This is a genomic window from Amycolatopsis sp. CA-128772, assembly GCF_002904295.1.
In the GTDB taxonomy this organism is placed as follows: domain Bacteria; phylum Actinomycetota; class Actinomycetes; order Mycobacteriales; family Pseudonocardiaceae; genus Amycolatopsis.
Genome location: NZ_PPHG01000022.1, coordinates 22,024 through 38,163, shown reverse-complemented (window position 1 = coordinate 38,163; position 16,140 = coordinate 22,024). Strand labels below are relative to the sequence as shown.

General features: G+C 71.1%; 16 protein-coding genes and 1 pseudogene. 9 read left to right on the top strand and 8 right to left on the bottom strand.

The window, feature by feature from the left end; translation table 11 throughout:
* The gene (locus C2L59_RS08745) at positions 1–768 is read left to right on the top strand and encodes an ESX secretion-associated protein EspG (RefSeq protein ID WP_103349003.1); all 768 of its coding nucleotides are present in this window, start codon (positions 1–3) and stop codon (positions 766–768) included.
* 7 nt (positions 769–775) lie between these two features.
* Here C2L59_RS08745 and C2L59_RS08740 read toward each other — a convergent pair whose 3' ends face one another.
* From C2L59_RS08740 to C2L59_RS08725, 4 genes are read right to left on the bottom strand one after another with little or no spacing between them, the layout of a single operon-like run.
* Entirely contained in the window at positions 776–1,153 is a 378-nt protein-coding gene (locus tag C2L59_RS08740) for a hypothetical protein (RefSeq protein ID WP_103349002.1), read from the bottom strand.
* Positions 1,150–1,416, bottom strand: coding sequence for a hypothetical protein (locus tag C2L59_RS08735; protein ID WP_103349001.1), 267 nt, complete (start codon positions 1,414–1,416; stop codon positions 1,150–1,152). Before C2L59_RS08735 ends, C2L59_RS08740 begins: the two co-directional genes overlap by 4 nt.
* Entirely contained in the window at positions 1,413–2,405 is a 993-nt protein-coding gene (locus C2L59_RS08730) for a CHAP domain-containing protein (RefSeq protein ID WP_103349000.1), read from the bottom strand. The genes C2L59_RS08735 and C2L59_RS08730 overlap by 4 nt, the downstream gene beginning before the upstream one ends.
* Position 2,406: 1 nt before the next feature.
* Positions 2,407–3,120: a transglycosylase SLT domain-containing protein gene (locus C2L59_RS08725; protein ID WP_103348999.1), complete on the bottom strand. Its 714-nt coding sequence runs from the start codon at positions 3,118–3,120 to the stop codon at positions 2,407–2,409.
* Between the two features lie 139 nt (positions 3,121–3,259).
* On the opposite strand from C2L59_RS08725, the gene C2L59_RS08720 reads away from it, so the two are divergent.
* Genes C2L59_RS08720 through C2L59_RS08690 form a run of 7 tightly spaced genes read left to right on the top strand, consistent with a single transcriptional unit; the run spans position 3,260 to position 7,202 of the window.
* Entirely contained in the window at positions 3,260–3,760 is a 501-nt protein-coding gene (locus C2L59_RS08720; protein WP_103348998.1) for a L,D-transpeptidase, read from the top strand.
* Between the two features lie 12 nt (positions 3,761–3,772).
* Positions 3,773–4,531, top strand: coding sequence for a putative protein N(5)-glutamine methyltransferase (locus C2L59_RS08715; protein WP_103348997.1), 759 nt, complete (start codon positions 3,773–3,775; stop codon positions 4,529–4,531).
* A 35-nt stretch (positions 4,532–4,566) separates the two neighbouring features.
* Complete coding sequence (locus C2L59_RS08710; protein WP_103348996.1) at positions 4,567–5,043, top strand: RNA polymerase sigma factor; 477 nt, start codon at positions 4,567–4,569, stop codon at positions 5,041–5,043.
* Positions 5,040–5,630, top strand: coding sequence for a methylated-DNA--[protein]-cysteine S-methyltransferase (locus tag C2L59_RS08705; protein ID WP_103348995.1), 591 nt, complete (start codon positions 5,040–5,042; stop codon positions 5,628–5,630). Before C2L59_RS08710 ends, C2L59_RS08705 begins: the two co-directional genes overlap by 4 nt.
* A complete protein-coding gene (locus C2L59_RS08700; RefSeq protein ID WP_103348994.1) occupies positions 5,627–6,340 on the top strand; it encodes a 2OG-Fe(II) oxygenase in 714 nt (237 codons plus the stop codon). Before C2L59_RS08705 ends, C2L59_RS08700 begins: the two co-directional genes overlap by 4 nt.
* Positions 6,337–6,717, top strand: coding sequence for a hypothetical protein (locus C2L59_RS08695; protein WP_103348993.1), 381 nt, complete (start codon positions 6,337–6,339; stop codon positions 6,715–6,717). The genes C2L59_RS08700 and C2L59_RS08695 overlap by 4 nt, the downstream gene beginning before the upstream one ends.
* Complete coding sequence (locus tag C2L59_RS08690; RefSeq protein ID WP_199198980.1) at positions 6,714–7,202, top strand: methylated-DNA--[protein]-cysteine S-methyltransferase; 489 nt, start codon at positions 6,714–6,716, stop codon at positions 7,200–7,202. The genes C2L59_RS08695 and C2L59_RS08690 overlap by 4 nt, the downstream gene beginning before the upstream one ends.
* A gap of 1 nt (position 7,203) precedes the next feature.
* Here the strand turns inward: C2L59_RS08690 and C2L59_RS08685 are convergent, their stop codons facing one another.
* Positions 7,204–7,806 (bottom strand): LysE/ArgO family amino acid transporter, encoded by a 603-nt coding sequence (locus C2L59_RS08685; RefSeq protein ID WP_103348992.1) that lies wholly within the window; start codon positions 7,804–7,806, stop codon positions 7,204–7,206.
* Positions 7,807–7,876: 70 nt separating this feature from the next.
* Between C2L59_RS08685 and C2L59_RS08680 the strand changes: the two are divergent.
* Positions 7,877–8,478 (top strand): annotated as a pseudogene (locus C2L59_RS08680) (LysR family transcriptional regulator).
* Positions 8,479–8,486: 8 nt separating this feature from the next.
* Here the strand turns inward: C2L59_RS08680 and C2L59_RS08675 are convergent.
* The 3 genes from C2L59_RS08675 to C2L59_RS08665 form a co-directional block, all read right to left on the bottom strand.
* Positions 8,487–11,789 (bottom strand): NB-ARC domain-containing protein, encoded by a 3,303-nt coding sequence (locus C2L59_RS08675; RefSeq protein WP_103348991.1) that lies wholly within the window; start codon positions 11,787–11,789, stop codon positions 8,487–8,489.
* A gap of 194 nt (positions 11,790–11,983) precedes the next feature.
* Positions 11,984–15,427, bottom strand: coding sequence for an NACHT domain-containing NTPase (locus tag C2L59_RS08670; RefSeq protein ID WP_103348990.1), 3,444 nt, complete (start codon positions 15,425–15,427; stop codon positions 11,984–11,986).
* A gap of 84 nt (positions 15,428–15,511) precedes the next feature.
* On the bottom strand, positions 15,512–16,135 hold the full coding sequence (locus C2L59_RS08665; RefSeq protein ID WP_103348989.1) for a TetR/AcrR family transcriptional regulator: 624 nt from the start codon (positions 16,133–16,135) through the stop codon (positions 15,512–15,514).
* Between the last annotated feature and the right edge of the window lie 5 nt (positions 16,136–16,140).

Here is a 16,140-nt window from a genome sequence, read left to right as displayed (position 1 = left end):
ATGGCGCGCCGCACCGTGACGACGGCGGGAGTGATCCTGTCGCACCTGGAGTTCGACCTCCTCTGGGAGGACCTGGGACCGGGCAGGCCGCCGCCGTACCCGCTCGACGTGCCGGCTCACGGCCGCACCCACGCCGAACGCGACGACCTGGGCGTGGGCGTGTTCGCCGGGCTCGCCGGGGCCGGGCTGACCGACGGCGACGACGTCGACCCGGCGCTGGCGGACCTGGTCGGGCTGCTGGGTTCGCCGGCGCTGAGCGTCGACGCGCTGGTGCTCGGGGAAGCGCCGTGGCGGCTGCTCGCCGCGGTGCGGGACACCGCGGGCGTGCTCGCCGTGCTCGACGAACGCGACCTGGTGCTCGAACCGCTGCGCCCGGCGGACCTCGTCCCGGCGGTGGCCCGCATGCTCGGCGACCAGCCGCCGGGGCCCGGCGACCCGCTGCGGCTGCCGCGCGCGGCGTACTCGGCGGCGATGGACGCCTACGCCCGCAACGGTTACGACGCGTTCGAACGGGCACTGGCCGCGGCGGGGATCACCGGCCGGGCGGTCCGCCCCCTGGCCACGCTGGTGACGGCGGAGCGGCACACGGCGGGCCAGCTGGCGGCGACCGGCCCGGCGGGCCGCACCCCGGTGCTGGCCTGGTTCGACACGGCGGCGGGCCGGTACGCGGTGACCCCGGAGGACGCTGGCGGCGAGCCCTGGGTGAGCATCACGCCGGTGGCCGGGCTGGCCGGCCGCGTCGCCCGGCTCGTCGAGGCCGCTCGCTGAGCCCGGGTCAGGTCGCCCAGGTCGCGGGGAGGAACGAGTCCTGCCCGGGTGGGCGCCGACCGGAACGATCGCCGAGCTCCCCACCCGAGAGAAACGAGTCCCGCTCGGGTGGGCGCCGGCCGGAACGATCGCCGAGCTCCCCGTCCGATCCGGGTTCGGCCGGCAGCAGCTCACCCAGCACCTCCTGCCCCTGCCGCAGCGCATCGGCCCCGGCCTCCCCGGCCAGCCGCCGGATCAGGTCCGCGAGTTCGCGCGCCGGCCGGGCCATCGCCCGCCGCTCCAGCCGCAGGTCCACCAGCGCCCCGTGCAGATCGACCACCACGCGGACCCCAGCGGCCGCCGCCGAAGCGCGGATCGCCGCCAGCCGCGTGCCGTACTCGGTCATTGCGCCCGCCAGCTTTCCGGCGTCGTCGCTTCCGCGGCCTCGTCCGGCGCCGGCAGCCCGAGGCCGGGCACCTCGCCGTCCAGGGTGTGCCACAGGGACGCCGTCGCGCGGGCCGAGGCCGTCGCCGTGAGCAGCAGGATCCGGCGGGCGAGCTCGTCCGGGTCCAGCCGCAGCGCCGCGGCTTCGAGGGTCAGTTCCTGCAGCGCGCCGCCGGGCGCGACCTCCACGGCCACCGTCCGGTCGGCGGCTTTTCCGGTGATCACGGGTGCACCCCTCCGTAGAACGTCGACGCCGAGAGCGTGTGCGTGTTCCGGCGGACAGCGTCCCCGGAGTTGCCTTCGATCATCGTGACCCGGTTTCCCTCGACCTTCTCGACGATGCCGATGTGCGTGCTCGTCGCCGTGCTCTGCGGGCCGGTGCCGAAGATCAGGACGTCCCCCGGCCGGGCCTCGTGCAGGGATTGCTTCCCGTACGCGTGCCCGTTGCGTTGCCCCCAGTGGAAGACATCACCGCTGAAGGGCAGCACGGGAATCTTCACCCCCGCCTTGCGCCACATCGCGGTGGCGAACGACGAGCACCACGCGGCGGTCGGCCCGTAGGGGTTGCGGTTGCTGCCCGGCGGGTTCTCGCGGGTGCCGAGCTCCTTGCGCGCGGCGTGCACGATTTCCGTGCCCGGGCCGGCCGCCGGGTGCGCCGGCTTGTCACCGGCGTGGTCGTGGGTCAGGTCCTTGCGCAGCGCGTCCAGCTTCTTCGCCGACGCTTCGAGTTCCGCGCGGACGTGCCGCAGCGTCGCCGTCGACTGGCGCGTGTAGTGCGGCACCAGGTCGGCGACGTGCCCGACGGCCCGCATCAGCGCCGCCGGCGTCCCCGCGGCGACGCCGGCGTCCAGCACCTGCGCGGCCTTCGTGGTGTACTCGTCGACCAGCCGCTGCACGGCCGTGTGCCCGCTGTCCACTGTGGACGCCACGTGCGCGACGACCTTCTCGGCCGCCGCCCCGGCCGCGCCCGTGACCCGCAGCTCCTTCGTCAGTTTCGCGCTCGTGTGGCGGAAACCGCCGGCCCCGCGGCCGTGCCAGTGTCCGAGGACCGCGGTGCTTTCCCGGTGGTACGCGTCGTGCTGGTCGTCGAGCGCGGTCGCCACCCGGTGCAGGGCGTATTCGGCGCGGACGGCGTCCTCGGCCTTCCCGGCGAGGGAGTTCCGGTGCGCGATCAGGTCCTCCGCGAAGGAGCGCGCGAGTGCGGCGGTGTCCACGTCAGCTCCGGCCGTTCAGCGCGGCGGCGGTGGCCGTCTCGTGGTCGCGATAGGACTTCGCCGCCTTCTGCGCGGCCGAGGCCAGCCCGTCGGCGTGCGCGCCGACGCCCTTGACCTGCCGCTGCAGCGCCAGCCCGAAGCCGGCCAGCGCGGCGGCGAACCCCGATTCCCGGCCGATCCGGCCGAAGCTGTCCTCCGCGATGTCCCGGACGTCCCGCAGCTGCCCGGACGCGCCGTCCAGGGCGTCGGCGACGTGCCGGGTGCGCCGCACGTAGCCGCGGAGCACGGCGTCGTCCACCCGCAGCGGCTCGCCACCACCGCGCGGGTGCGCTTCGCCGTGGTGCGCGGTGACGTCCCGGGCGGCCTCGCGCGCAGCGGCCAGGTGGTGCTTGTAGGCCCCGTTCGTGTACGTCGACCAGGGCGTGAAATCGTGGCCGTCCCCCGAGATGCGGTTCGCGACCCGCGCGTTGGTGGCCGGGTCGAACAGCTGGTCGTCGGACTTCAGGTGGTACTGGTGGCGGCGTTCCGGGCCGAGCGCGCCCAGCATGTTGATCTGCCAGAGGCCGTACGAGTCGTCCGGCGGGGTCGCGTTGTGCGCGGTCGTCCGGCCGCCGGACTCGGCCAGCGCGACCGCGACCGCGGTGGTCAGGCCCGGGCCGCGGAAGCCCGCGGCGTAGGCGTGCCGGGCGATCTCCCCGGCGCTCAGCTTGGTCATGTGTCCGACCTTGACCCGTGGGGTACTCCGGCCGGTAGCCGCGCTGCACGCAGGGACAACCCGCGTGCACAGCCCGGCTCAACCTTCGGGACCGCTCACCCGTACTCCCTCCGGGAGGACCGGCGGGAAGGGGACACGGATGCGCAGCACCGGGGCACTGGCCCTGCTGGGGTTGATGCTGGTCACGGCCTGTTCGGCCCCGCACGCCACGACGCCGGCCCCGATCGCGGAGCCGGCGCCGCTGTCCGTGTCGCGTACGCCGGTACCCGCCACGACGACCACCCCGCCGCCCGCGCCGCCGTGCGCGGTCACCACCGGGGCCTGCGTGAGCCTGGCGCAGCGGCTGGCCTGGCTGGTGCGGGACGGCCGGGTCGTGCGCGGCCCGGTCCCGGCCGGGTTCGGGCCGCCGGACCAGGCGACGCCCGCCGGGTCGTTCCACGTCGTGTGGAAGGACCGCGAGCACCGCAGCAGCGTGTACGGCACCGACATGCCCAACTCGGTGTTCTTCGCCGCCGGTGGCATCGCCTTCCACGCCGGTCCGCTGGACGCGCCGTCGCACGGCTGCGTCCACCTCACCGACGGCGACTCGGCGGCGTTCTTCGCCGGGCTGAACGTCGGCGACGCGGTGCAGGTCTTGTAGGCTCCGTCCCCGGTGGACACTTCAACGGTCATCTCCCGGCTGCGCGCCGCCGGCTGCGTGTTCGCCGAGGACGAAGCCGCGTTGCTCGTCGACGCGGCAACGAGCGACGGCGAACTCGAGTCGCTGGTGGCGAGCCGGGCCGCCGGGCTGCCGCTGGAGCACCTGCTGGGCTGGGCGGAGTTCCACGGGCTGCGGATCGCCGTGCGGCCCGGGGTGTTCGTGCCGCGGCGCCGCACCGGCTTCCTCGTCGACGTCGCCGTCTCGCTGTCGCCGCCGGACCCGGTGGTGCTCGACCTCTGTTGTGGGTCCGGCGCGCTGGGTGCCGCGTTCGCCGCCGCGCTCCCGCCGCGTGAGCTGCACGCCGCCGACGTCGAGCCCGCGGCCGTGGAATGCGCGCGGCTGAACGTGCCTCGGGTGTACCAGGGCGATCTTTACGACGCGTTGCCTTCGTCGTTGCGCGGGCGGGTCGACGTCCTGCTGGCCAACGTCCCTTATGTCCCTTCGGACGCGGTCGCGACGATGCCGCCGGAGGCCCGCCTGTACGAGCCGCTGGTGGCGCTGGACGGCGGGGCGGACGGGCTCGACCTCGCCCGCCGGGTCGCCGCAGGCGCGCCGGGCTGGCTGGCGCCGGGCGGGACCGTGTTGGTGGAATCGAGCGAACGCCAGGCGCCGGTGCTGGCGGGCATCTTCACCGCGGCCGGGCTGACCCCGGCCGTGCACGAGTCCGACGACCTGGGCGCGACCGTCGTCACCGGTACCGCGCAGGAGTGATCTCACGTTCCGGCGCTGCCGGACGTCTTCAAGGTGTGATCGTGAAACCGTTCGAGCAGATCGTGACCGAGCACGGGCCGATGGTCCTCCGGGTGTGCCGGGCCGTGCTCGGTCCCGCCGACGCCGAAGACGCCTGGTCGGAAACGTTCCTGTCGGCGTTGAAGGCGTACCCGGAGCTGCCGCCGGACGCCAACGTCCAGGCGTGGCTGGTCACGATCGCGCACCGCAAGGCCATCGACGTCACGCGCGACCGGGCCCGTCGCCCGCTCCCGGTGGGCGACATCCCGGACCGGCCGGGCCGCGCGGAGGCGTTCACCGGCGACGTGTGGGACGCGCTGGCGAGACTGCCCGACAAGCAGCGGCTCGCCGTCGCCTACCACTACCTGGCCGGCCTGCCGTACCGCGACATCGCGGAGATCACCGGGGGCACCGCCGACGCCGCACGCCGCGCGGCCGCCGACGGCGTCAAGGCCCTGCGGGCCACCTACCCCTTGGAGGGAGCGCACACATGACGGACATCGTCTTCCCGCCGTTCAAAGTCCAGCTCGATCCGAACGTCCGCCACGAGCGGCTGGTCGCCGACGCCGAGCGCCACGGCCTGCTGGACGTCGCCTACCGGACGCTCGACACCCCGGTCGGCTCCCTGCTGCTGGCCGCCACCGGACGCGGCCTGGTCAAGGTGGCCTTCGACCGCCAGGACCACGACGCGGTGCTGGCGGAGCTGGCCGCGGCGATCAGCCCGCGCATCCTGCGTGCCCCGAGCCGCCTCGACGAGGTGACCCGCCAGCTCGACGAGTACTTCACCGGCGGACGGCGCGACTTCGACGTCCCGCTGGACTTCCGGCTGGCCCGCGGGTTCCGCCTGTCGGTGCTGGAACACCTGGCGGAGATCGCCTACGGGCACACGGAAAGCTACGCCCAGGTGGCCACGGCGGCGGGCAGCCCGAAGGCGGTCCGCGCGGTGGGCACGGCGTGCGCGCACAACCCGCTGCCGGTGGTGGTGCCGTGCCACCGGGTGGTCCGGTCCGACGGTTCGTACGGCCAGTACGCGGGCGGCGAGGAAGCCAAGCGGACGCTGCTGACCATGGAGGCGGCGTGACCACCTACGAGCAGCGCGTCGCCTCGGCGGACTGGGCGGCGGTCGCCGCGGAGGTCGACGACTACGGCTGCGCGCTCCTGCCGCAGCTGCTCACCCCGGTGGAGTGCGCGCGGCTGGTGGCGCTGTGGGACGAGCCGTCGCACTTCCGGGCGACGGTGAACCTGCGCCGTCACCGCTTCGGGGACAACGGCGACTACCACTACTTCGCGGCGCCTTTCCCGGACCCGGTGCAGCGGCTGCGGCAGGCGCTGTACCCGCGGCTGCTGCCGATCGCCCGGGACTGGGCCGCGCGGCTGGGTCGTCCCGAAGCCTGGCCGTCCACTTTGGACGAATGGCTGGCGGTCTGCCACGCGGCGGGCCAGCAGCGGCCCACGCCGATCCTGCTGCGCTACGAGACGGGCGGCTGGAACGCGCTGCACCGGGACCTCTACGGCGACAAGGTGTTCCCGCCGCAAGTCGTGCTGAACCTCAACGATCCGGGCACCGACCACACCGGCGGCGAGTTCCTCCTGGTGGAGCAGCGGCCGCGCGCGCAGTCGCGCGCCACCGCCACGCTGATCCCGCAGGGCCACGGCCTGGTGTTCACCACCCGCGACCGCCCGGTCCGCTCGGCCCGCGGCTGGTCGGCGGCGCCGGTGCGCCACGGCGTTTCGGTGGTCCGCTCGGGCCGACGGCACACCCTCGGCCTCGTCTTCCACGACGCGGCATGACCACCGCCGAACTCGAGGCGCTCGTGGGCCTGATCGGCCGCGCCCGCCACATCGTCCTCGGCACGGCGGCGTCCCCGGCGTCCCGGGCGGACGGCGAGCGGATCGCCGCGGCCTGGGGCGGCCCGGTCCTGGCCAGGGTGACGTGGCCGGAGACGGCGGCGTCGTGGCTGCGCCAGGCGCGCCGGTTCGCGGCGCCGGAGCCGGACGCCTGGGTGGTCAGCGCCACCCCGGCGGGCTGGACCGGCATGGCGCGGTGGCTGCAGCTCTCGACGTCCTGGAGTCCCCACCGGACGATCCTCACGTCCGCGTCGGCGCACTTCCCCATCCCCGGCCTGCGCGGCACGCGGGCGGACGGCACCACCTGGGAGACCTGGTGAAACACCTCGTGACGGATTCCCCGATCGGCCCGCTGACCCTGGTCGGCACCGGAACCACGGTGACCGGCGTGTACTTCCCGAACCACTGGACCCGCCCGGACCGCACGGCGTTCGGCGAGCGTGACGACACGGCGTTCCCGGAGGCGGTCCGGCAGCTGAAGGAGTACTTCGCCGGCCGGCGCACCGCGTTCGACGTCCCGATGCAGGCGACCGGCCCCGGCACCGACCGCGCGGTGTGGGCCGAGATCGCCAAGATCCCGTACGGCGTAACGGCAACGTACGGCGAGCTGGCCCGGGCCGTCGGCGGCCTGCCGCACGAGGTCGGGGCGGCGGTGGGCCGCAACCCGCTGAGCATCCTGGTGGCGTGCCACCGCGTGGTCGGCAAGAACGGCAAGCTGACCGGCTACGCGGGCGGCCTGGAGCGGAAGGAGTTCCTGCTGGAGCTGGAACGCCCGCCGGCGTCGGAGCGGGGCCAGCTGTGGTGAATCACGCGTGGCCGAGCAGCATCGTCGCGCCCAGCCCGGTCATGGTCACGGCGATCACGACGTCCGGCACGCGCCACGCCACCGGCTTCGCGAACACCCCGGCCAGCCGTTTCGCCCCGAACCCCAGCGCACTGAACCAGACGGCGCTGGCGATCCCCGCCCCGACGCCGAAGAGCCACCGCCCATCGCCGTGGGCGACGGCGACCGAGCCGAGCAGCAGGACGGTGTCGAGGTAGACGTGCGGGTTGAGCCAGGTGAAGGCGACACAGGCGAGCACGGCCTTCCGCAGCGGCGTCCGTTCCGCCCCGACGGTCATGACGGACGGCCGCAACGCCCGCCGCGCGGCCAGGACGCCGTACCCGACGAGGAACAGCCCACCCCCGACGGCGATGGCACCGACGGCCGTCGGCCACTGTTCCACCACTGCCCCGATCCCGCTGACCCCGAGCCCGATCAGCACCAGATCCGAGACGGCGCAGATGACGACGAGCGGAGCGACGCTGCCCCCGCGCAGGCCCTGCTGCAGGAGAAAGGCGTTCTGCGACCCGATGGCGACGATGAGCGACAGCCCGGTGCCGAACCCGGCGAGGAGGAGCGTGACCACGCTCCTCACGGTATGACCGTCCCGCGGGATCACTCCAGCTGAAGATTCTTACGTAACATCAGCGATCGTGATGTCAGATCTCTCGCTCGACCAGGTCAGAACCCTGCTGGCCGTGGTGGACGAGCAGAGCTTCGACGCGGCCGCGGCGGTCCTGCACGTGACACCGTCGGCGGTCAGCCAGCGCATCAAGGCCCTGGAGCACCGCACCGGCCGCGTCCTCCGCCTGCGCACCAAGCCGATCCGCCTGACCTCGTCCGGCCAGGTCCTGGTCCGCTTCGCCCGCTCACTGGCCCAGCTGGAGCAGGACGCCCTGTCCGAACTGGGCCTGGGCTCGTCCGCCAGAACGATGACGATCGCGGTGAACGCGGACTCCCTGGCAAGGACGACCTCCAGGACCGCTTCCTGCGCGCCCTGACCCGCCGCCGCACCTTGACCATGACCCGCCACCACATACCAGCCTCGGAGTCCTTCGTGGACGCAGTAGCAGCCGGCCTCGGCTGGGGAATGGTCCCCGAACTCCAGGCGGCTTCCCGTGGAGAGGCTTTGGTGGATTTGGCGCCGGAGAGGCCGCTGGACGTACCGCTGCACTGGCAGCAGTGGAAACTGGACAGCCCAACCTTGGCTGCGGTGGCAGCCGCGATAGCACGCGGTGCGAAGGAGTCGCTCCGCTGAACCAACAGTCACCTGAGCAGGTCAAAGACGTAAGGGCCGAGTCGTCCTCCGACCACAATGCGGTCCCCGGAGGGGAACCAGGCAAGGCAATCCAACGATGATTCGGTACGCAGGGCCGAAACACAAGCAAGGGTTTCGCTGCTCCACAACCGGATCGTCCGGTCTTCACTGCAACTGGCGATCAATCCGCCGTCCGGACTGATCGCGACGTCGTTGACACCGTCACCGTGTCCTTCGATGACCCCGATCTCAGCACCGTCGGCGCCCCACACCCGGATTGTGTCGTCCCGGCTCGCGCTCGCCAGCCAGGTGCCGTCCGGGCTGATCGTGACCGCGTTGACCCACCGGCGATGTCCCCGCAGCACCCGCTGCTCAGCACCTTCGCGATCCCACAGGCGGATCACCGCATCACCACCGCCACTGGCGAACCAGGTGCCGTCCGGGCTGATCGACAGACAGGGCACGCCACCGGTGTGCTGCGTGAGGCAGGCACGTGCGGTGCCGTCCGCGTCCCAAAGGCAAATCGTGGAATCCTCACCCGCCGAGACGAGCCAAGAGCCGTCGGGACTGATCGCGAGGTCATAGATCCAGCTGCCGTCTTCGTGCCCCATCAAGGTCACTCGCTCGGTGCCGTCGGCACCGAGCAGGTACACGAGGGAATCCGCACCCGCGGCGGCCAGCCAAGAGGCGTCGGGGCTGATGGCGACAGACGTGATCCAGGCTGTGCCCGCGTTCATCGTCCCGCGGGCGCTGCTGTCCGGATTCCAGAGGTGGATCGTGTCGTCGTGACCGGTCGTCGCCAGCCACGAACCGGCCGGATCGATCGCGATGTCGGTGATTTGACCACGAACCTCGGTTCCGTCGGTGACCGCCGCGTCACGGCCTCGCCAGAATCGGATGGTGTGATCGTCGCCGACCGAGATCAGCTCGCCGCCGTCCGGGCTGATGGCCACTTCGCGCACCATGTCCGTGTGGCCGTTCAACACCTGGCGTTCGACACCGTCCCGGCTCCACAGCCGGACCGAACAGTCTTCACCGCACGACGCCAACCACTGCCCGTCCGGGCTGATCGCAATGTCCCTGACGAAACTCTCGTGACCCACCAGCGTGCGCTGCTCACGTCCGTCGATTCCCCACAGCCGAACGACGCCGGTCGTTCCGCCGGCGGCGAGCCAAGTACCGTCCGGGCCGGCAGCCACGGCGGAGATCCTCCCGGTGCGCCCCTTCAGGACCCGCCCCCTGCCTCCGTCCGGGTGCCAGAGCCGGACGGTCCCGTCGTCACTTCCACTGGCGAGCCAGGCGCCGTCGGGGCTCACCGCCACGGCCAAGACCGCGCTCGTGTGCCCGGAGAGCATGCCGAGCCGGGTCCCGTCCGGACGCCACAACCGGACCGCTCCATCCCGGCCTCCGGTCACAAGCCAGTCGCCGTCCGGGCTGATCGCCACGGCGTACACGGCGCCACGATGCGCGACGAAGTTCTTCAACTCGGTCCCCTCTGCCGACCAAAGCCGAACCGTTCCGTCGACGCTCGCGGTGGCCAGCCAGGTGCCGTCCGGGCTGATGTCCACGGCACATACGTTGTCTCCGTGTCCGCGGAGGACTCCGCGTTGCCTTCCGTCCCCATCGAACAGCAGGACGGTGCTATCGGCCGGAGCCGCCGCGAACCAGGTTCCGTCCGGGCTGATCGCAACAGCGACGAAGTTGTGGGATTCGTTGTAGATCGCCCGTCGCAACGACGGGTGCGGAAGGTCGGGCAGGTGCCAGGCCGGGAAGAGATGCGGTCGATCCGACGACGCCGACGAACGCCGCGCATATCCCACCAACTCAGCGTATCCCGCCAATCTGGACAACACGGTCGGCGCCAGATCGCTCGCCGGCCGGAACGGGACGAGCAGGTGCGAGCTTTGTCTCAGTGCCCCCCGCAGATATACCGCCAACGGATCCGATGCCGCACCCAGGAACGTGTCGACGACGTCCGGTCCCCCGTTCACCAGCGCGGCCATGATCCACCGGAAGTCGCTCGCGGTCGCGTTCAGCTCGTCGAGCAGGTCCGCCTGCTCGAGGTGGTACCAGAGGTGCTCCCACCAATACCGTTCGGCGGCGGGCAACTCCCACCACGGCCCGCTCCGGTGAGCGTCCAGAAGATTCCGGTGTCGGCCGGCCAATTCCGAACCCACCCGGTGCCGGAGGTACGAACGGATCACGTCGTGCAGCCTCAGCTCCGCCTTCGGTACGAGCTGGTACCCCTGGACCAGCGAAAGATCATCCAGCTCCGAACAAAGCTGCTCGACCTCGACAGCGGTGAGGTTTCCGGTGTGGGACCAGTAGTTCTCCAGAACGTCCTGTGGGATGGCCACGTCCTCGGGGAACACAGCCAGCTCCAGGTAGCGGCTGAGCCGGCCGGCGCCGCTGTTCTCCAGCAGCGAAAGGCTCGCTTCGACGGTCGCGGCGACAGCCAGGTTCCGCTGACCGAGGTCGTTGATATCGACAGCCACCGGTCCTTGTGCGTCCAGGAGTTTCACCAGCCGGCCGGCTGCCTCGGCAACGGTGAGACCGCGTTGGACGTACTTGCCCAGCGCACGGTTGGCCAACGCCAGCAGCACCGGCCACTTCCCCGTGCGGGCGAGGACGCCTCGCAGCTCTTCCGCCGCGGTGTCGGGCAGGTTCACCCTCAGCAAAGCCACCGCCTGGACCTCCGTCATGGCGTCGACGACTATCGGGGTGACGCCGGAGGGTAGGGCGTCCTTGACCCGGGTCGTGACGAGGCGCACGCAGCTCGCGCCGCCCACGAGGAACGGGCTGAGCTGCGACGACCGCCACACGTCGTCGACGACGAGGAGACAGCACCTGTCCTCCAGCAGCTGACCGAGGTGGCGGCCGGCCTGTTCGGGATCGGTGAACAGGGGTCTGCGGCCGGACAGGTGCAGGACCAGGTCGTTGATCTTGCCGGCCAGTTCGGCGGCGGCCGTGTGCTCGCCGATGGTCACCCAGAGGATTCCGTCCGGGAAGGCGCCGACGACCCGGTGGTCGCGGCATGCCTCGGCCGCGAGCGTGGTCTTGCCGAAGCCGCCGACCCCCGCGATGGCCGTCAACGCCACGATGCCGCCGTCGCCCTGGCTGCCGGTCAGGCGGATGATGAGCGGCTCGGTCAGATCCGGTCGAGGGACGAGGTTCCGCGTTTCCGGGACCGCGGTGATCGGCCGGCCAGCCGTGCCTTCGGAGTTGACGTGCACTACCGTGATGTCGCGAGCACCGCCGGCTTGGATCACCGACTGGGTGCTCCCGCTGACCACGTTGTGGGTTCCGGACAATCGTCGTCCCGTCGGAGAGCGAACTGGCAGAGGCCGGCCAGTCTAACGACCGACCGGTGCGGAGCGAAGGCGAGCACCCACCCCCCGCCGCTTCCCGACGCGCAGCTCGCGGTCCAGGTGGTCGCCTCGCCGATCGCCGCCCGGATCCGTCGGGCCGGCTCGCCGCGGACCAGCGGGAACTGCCCTGACCAACGCTATCCTGTTGGCGGCCGGACGGCTGTGACCCACGCGTGCAGCGACCGCAGCCGGTCACGGGTCGGGGCGGGCAGTCGTTTGTCGGCGAGCGTGTCGGTCAACAGGGCGGCGGCGTCGGCTCGGTGTCCGGACTTCACCAGGTTGGAAGCGGCCAACACACCTTGGTCGACGGCCTCACCGTGGTGGCGGAGAACATTGAGCCAAACCTTGGTCGCCGGGGCCGGCAGACCGGCTTTCGCGAACTCGTCCGCGACCTTCATGCGCTGCTCGGCGCCGACGTCCCGGCTCAGCACCTCCGTCAACATGTTCTCCGCGCCGACGGCGCCGCCGATTTCGATCCACAGGTCGACCCACAACTCCAGTCCGCTGCCTTCGATTCCGTTGCCCACAACGAGCTTCACCACATCGATCGCCTCGGTCTTTCGACCCGCTTCGTAAAGAGCATTGGCGAGTCGCCGCTGCCGGTAGTCCGCGCACTCCGAAATGTATTCGACCGCCGCGGTGAGCAGGTCCGCCGCCCGGTCGAAGTGCTTCTTCCCGACGAGCTCGACAGCGAGATCGATCCAGCTGTCCACTGTGGCGTCGGCACGCACCTTGGCAATAAGGTCGTCTCCGAGGGCCTCGTGGCCGGACGAGCACAGGGCAACGGCTGCCCTCACCCAGATTTCCGGGCCACGGTCGACGCTGGTTTCATAGACGAATCGAGCCCCCTCCTGGTCCGCTCCGTCAAGGAGAACACGGTACGCGTTGCCGAGATCCCCGTATCCGGCCGAACCATCGACAAGCGCAAGCCGTGCCGTTTCTCGGACCAGGGGATGGCTCTTTTCGCCGAGGAACGGAAAAGCGACCTTGATCAAGCGTTGTGCCCGCCGACGCGGTAGCTTCTCCGCCCTCTCCAGGAGGTCGACCGCGGCATTGCAGGTGGTGAACACCACGGCGGCCAGCATCAGTTCGAGCTCTCCTGCGTGCGGTTCGGCGAGAGCCTGGCCGGCGAGTTCCAGAGCGGCCGCCGTGTGCAGATTCGTTTGCAACACTCCGGCGGCTTCCACCAGGTGACGGGTCGGCCGTCCGACCGCGGCGGCGACGATCTCGTCGACGGCGTCGGGTTCACCCGCGAAAAGCACCGCCTCCACAGCATCCCGGAACTCCGCTGCACGGGGATCAGGTGAGGCGAAGGCTCGGCGAGCGGCCCACAGGGCTTCTTCGCGGCAAGCCGCCCGAGCGGCGAGACCGGCCAACACACCCCAGCTCGCGGCACCGTCGTCGTCCCAGGAATCCGCCAGGCGGCTGTCGTTCTCGGTGTACCCGAAGTTGCCGCCCTCGACATCAGCACTGGTACGCAGATCGCCGACCAGGTCGCGAACCATTTTGGCGGCCGAGGCCGTACAGTCGGCCTCCAACAGGAACGAGATCAGCGCCATGGTCAGCACGCGGTCGTGCTCGTTCGTCGCCGCGATCCGGGCGACGAGGTTCTCGACGCGCTGCGCCCCGTCCGGCACGACGGCCCGCAGCACCTCGACACCGCGTTTGATGCCGGACGGACTGGCGTGCCGGAGAAAGCCTTCGAACCAGTCAGCCTCGGCCTGTGCATCGATGAGGCGGCCGAGCACACCGGCAGCTTCGATCCGGGTGGCTTCAGCCAGGTCGGTATCGTCCCGCAGCGCGCGCAAACGGCCGAGCCCGACGGATCCCAGCATCCGAGGCACCAGCAGGCTCAGCACCTCGCCGATCGATTCTGTGCCATCCCACGGGTCGTCCCGTACACCATGGCAGATCAGGAGATCCAGGAGCCGGTCGACGACTGCCGCGGTGAGGTCCTCATCGACGTCGATGCCCTCGCCGACGAGCCGCCCGGCTAGCAGCACTCGTTCGCCGGTGCCTTGGAGGAGCGCACGCAGGATACGTCCGACGTCGTTGTTCTCTCGTCCCCACAACACGAAGGTGAAGAGCGCGAGCACCCTTTTCGTGCCACTCAAACCGCGTTCGATCCACACTTCCAGATCGGGGAAATCGGCCGGAATCTCTCCGGCTCGGGACCGGGCGGCCAGGAATTCGGCGAAGGAGTGGTGCCGGAACTGCAGGTCGCCTTCGAACGGTACGAAAACACCAGTCCCGGTCAAGATCGCGCGAAGGTCTTCCTGCCACCCGTCCGGCATGTCGGCGAAGCGATCGGCGACCCAGACTCCTGCCGCGTCCAGCAGCGGCGACTCGCTCTCCAAGCGGTGGACGGCCAGGTGCTCGACCACTTCGACACGGTGACTCCGCAACCAGTCCAGCAATGCCAGGCGTGCCAGGTGGTCACGGGCCCCGCGTCGCAGCTCCGCGAAGGTGTCGCGGCGGCTCGCCCCCTCGTCGAGAAGGTACGCCATGAATCGGCCGTAGAGGTCGATTCTGCTGTTGGGCAGCGGTCGGTTCGGTTCCAAGGTGTGGGTGATCGCGGCGATGGTCGCCTGGAGGGGATTCCGGACGAGCTCGCGCAGCCGGCTGTCCCGGATCTGCCGCACGAATTCGGCGGCCTGCTCCCGCTGCTTGATCGGCTCGAGCGGGTTCTGGTCCCGGAACCAGACACGGGCGAACTCTTCGAGTTCCAGCGGGCTGAACGGCTGGATCTCGACGGCGTCGATGTCGGCGTGCTCGAGGGGCAGCAGTTCGTTGCGCGGCAGTGGACGGGTCGTGATGACCAGCCGGTGATCCGTGCTTCGCCGGACACGGGTGGCGAGCGCGGCGATCACCTGGGCCCGAGTCTGGGGGTCGACGATTTCGTCCAGGCCGTCGATGAACACGAGCCAGCGAGCTCCCAGTGCCCGGCGCGCCAGCAGTTCGGACCGCGGCTTCTCGTTGAGCCGCCGGCCGAGCGCGGCCTGCAGCCCGGAAGCCAGCAGCTCACTCCAGGCCATGTTTTCGGCCAGCACCCGCGCCGGAATCCGCACCGGCAGCATCGGCTCGGCAATCGGGGGCTGACCCCGGTGGACGCCGAGCCAGTATTTCGAGAGCTGCTGGACGTACATGTAGCCGACAGTCGATTTCCCCGCCCCGGGCTCGCCGGTGACCAACAGGTGCCCACCGCGGTCGAGCGCCTCGGTCATCGTGAGGGTTCGTTCTCCCGGCTCGCCGGCTCGACGCTCGGGATCCGCCGACCGCCGGTCGGGCTCGGCCGGCCGGTCGGTGGCCTGGGCCCGCATGGTCTGCTGCACGTAGACGTCGACGAGGTCGGGTTGCCGGACCCCGAGCAGCGTGTAGGGCAGCGACTCGGTCGCATCCTGCTGCGCGGTCAGCAGGTCCCGGAGCTGCGGCGTGAGCTCCGGCCGGTCGTCCCAGGACGTCAGCGGTGGCCGCGGCGGCGCCTCTGCGCCGACATGGATGCTCAACTGCTCGATGCTTCCCGCCTGGACCACCGGTCCGGAGAAAGATCCGTCCTTGATCTCGTTGCGGTGTTCGGTCATCAGTCGTTCAGCAGGCGGACGCGGGAACGGGAGCAGGCATGCGGTCAAACCTAGTGGCGTACCGGCACGGATTCCAGGCCCGGCTCAGCCGGGGAAGCCGTTCACCCCGTGTTCCACCAGGTCGAACGCCTCATCGATCACCGCCGCCTGCTCCTGCCGGACCGTCTCGGCCTCGTCCCCCGCCACGATCCGGCCCATTGCGTGCGCGAAGATCGTCGTGATTGCCGTGGTCAGCAAACCCGCCACCATCCGGGACCGGAACGGCTCCCCCGTCTCTTCCGTCAACACCTCCGCGAACGCCGCCGCGATCTCGCGCTCCTGCTCGTACCAGCGGGCCGTCAACGCCGGGCTCGAGGTCAGCACCCACCAGAAGCCCGGGCCACCGGCAATAGCGCCCGACAACGGATGGCCCGACGACAGCAACCCGTGCTGGTGGCGGCGCAACGCCTCGCACGCCGAGATCCCCGGCGGTCGCGATCGGACCACCGATGTCAGCTCCTCCAGGCGGTCCGCGTGGCGGTCCAGGAACAGGTCCTCCTTGCGGGGGAAGTAGTTGAACACCGTCATCTTCGAAACGCCCGCCGCCTCCGCGATCTCCGCCACCGTCACCTCCTCGAAGCCTCGCTGGACGAAGAGGCCCGTGGCCACGTTCGAGATCAGCAGGCGGGTGGCCTGCTTCTTCCGCTCGCGCAGTCCGTGATCCGCCATGAGGC

Bases quoted from the DNA above. Each gene is read 5' to 3' on its own strand.
- C2L59_RS08745 (WP_103349003.1), top strand. From the start codon at position 1: ATGGCGCGCCGCACCGTGACGACGGCGGGAGTGATCCTGTCGCACCTG.
- C2L59_RS08740 (WP_103349002.1), bottom strand. From the start codon at position 1,153: ATGACCGAGTACGGCACGCGGCTGGCGGCGATCCGCGCTTCGGCGGCG.
- C2L59_RS08725 (WP_103348999.1), bottom strand. From the start codon at position 3,120: ATGACCAAGCTGAGCGCCGGGGAGATCGCCCGGCACGCCTACGCCGCG.
- C2L59_RS08720 (WP_103348998.1), top strand. From the start codon at position 3,260: ATGCGCAGCACCGGGGCACTGGCCCTGCTGGGGTTGATGCTGGTCACG.
- C2L59_RS08705 (WP_103348995.1), top strand. From the start codon at position 5,040: ATGACGGACATCGTCTTCCCGCCGTTCAAAGTCCAGCTCGATCCGAAC.
- C2L59_RS08695 (WP_103348993.1), top strand. From the start codon at position 6,337: ATGACCACCGCCGAACTCGAGGCGCTCGTGGGCCTGATCGGCCGCGCC.
- C2L59_RS08670 (WP_103348990.1), bottom strand. From the start codon at position 15,427: ATGACCGAACACCGCAACGAGATCAAGGACGGATCTTTCTCCGGACCG.
- C2L59_RS08665 (WP_103348989.1), bottom strand. From the start codon at position 16,135: ATGGCGGATCACGGACTGCGCGAGCGGAAGAAGCAGGCCACCCGCCTG.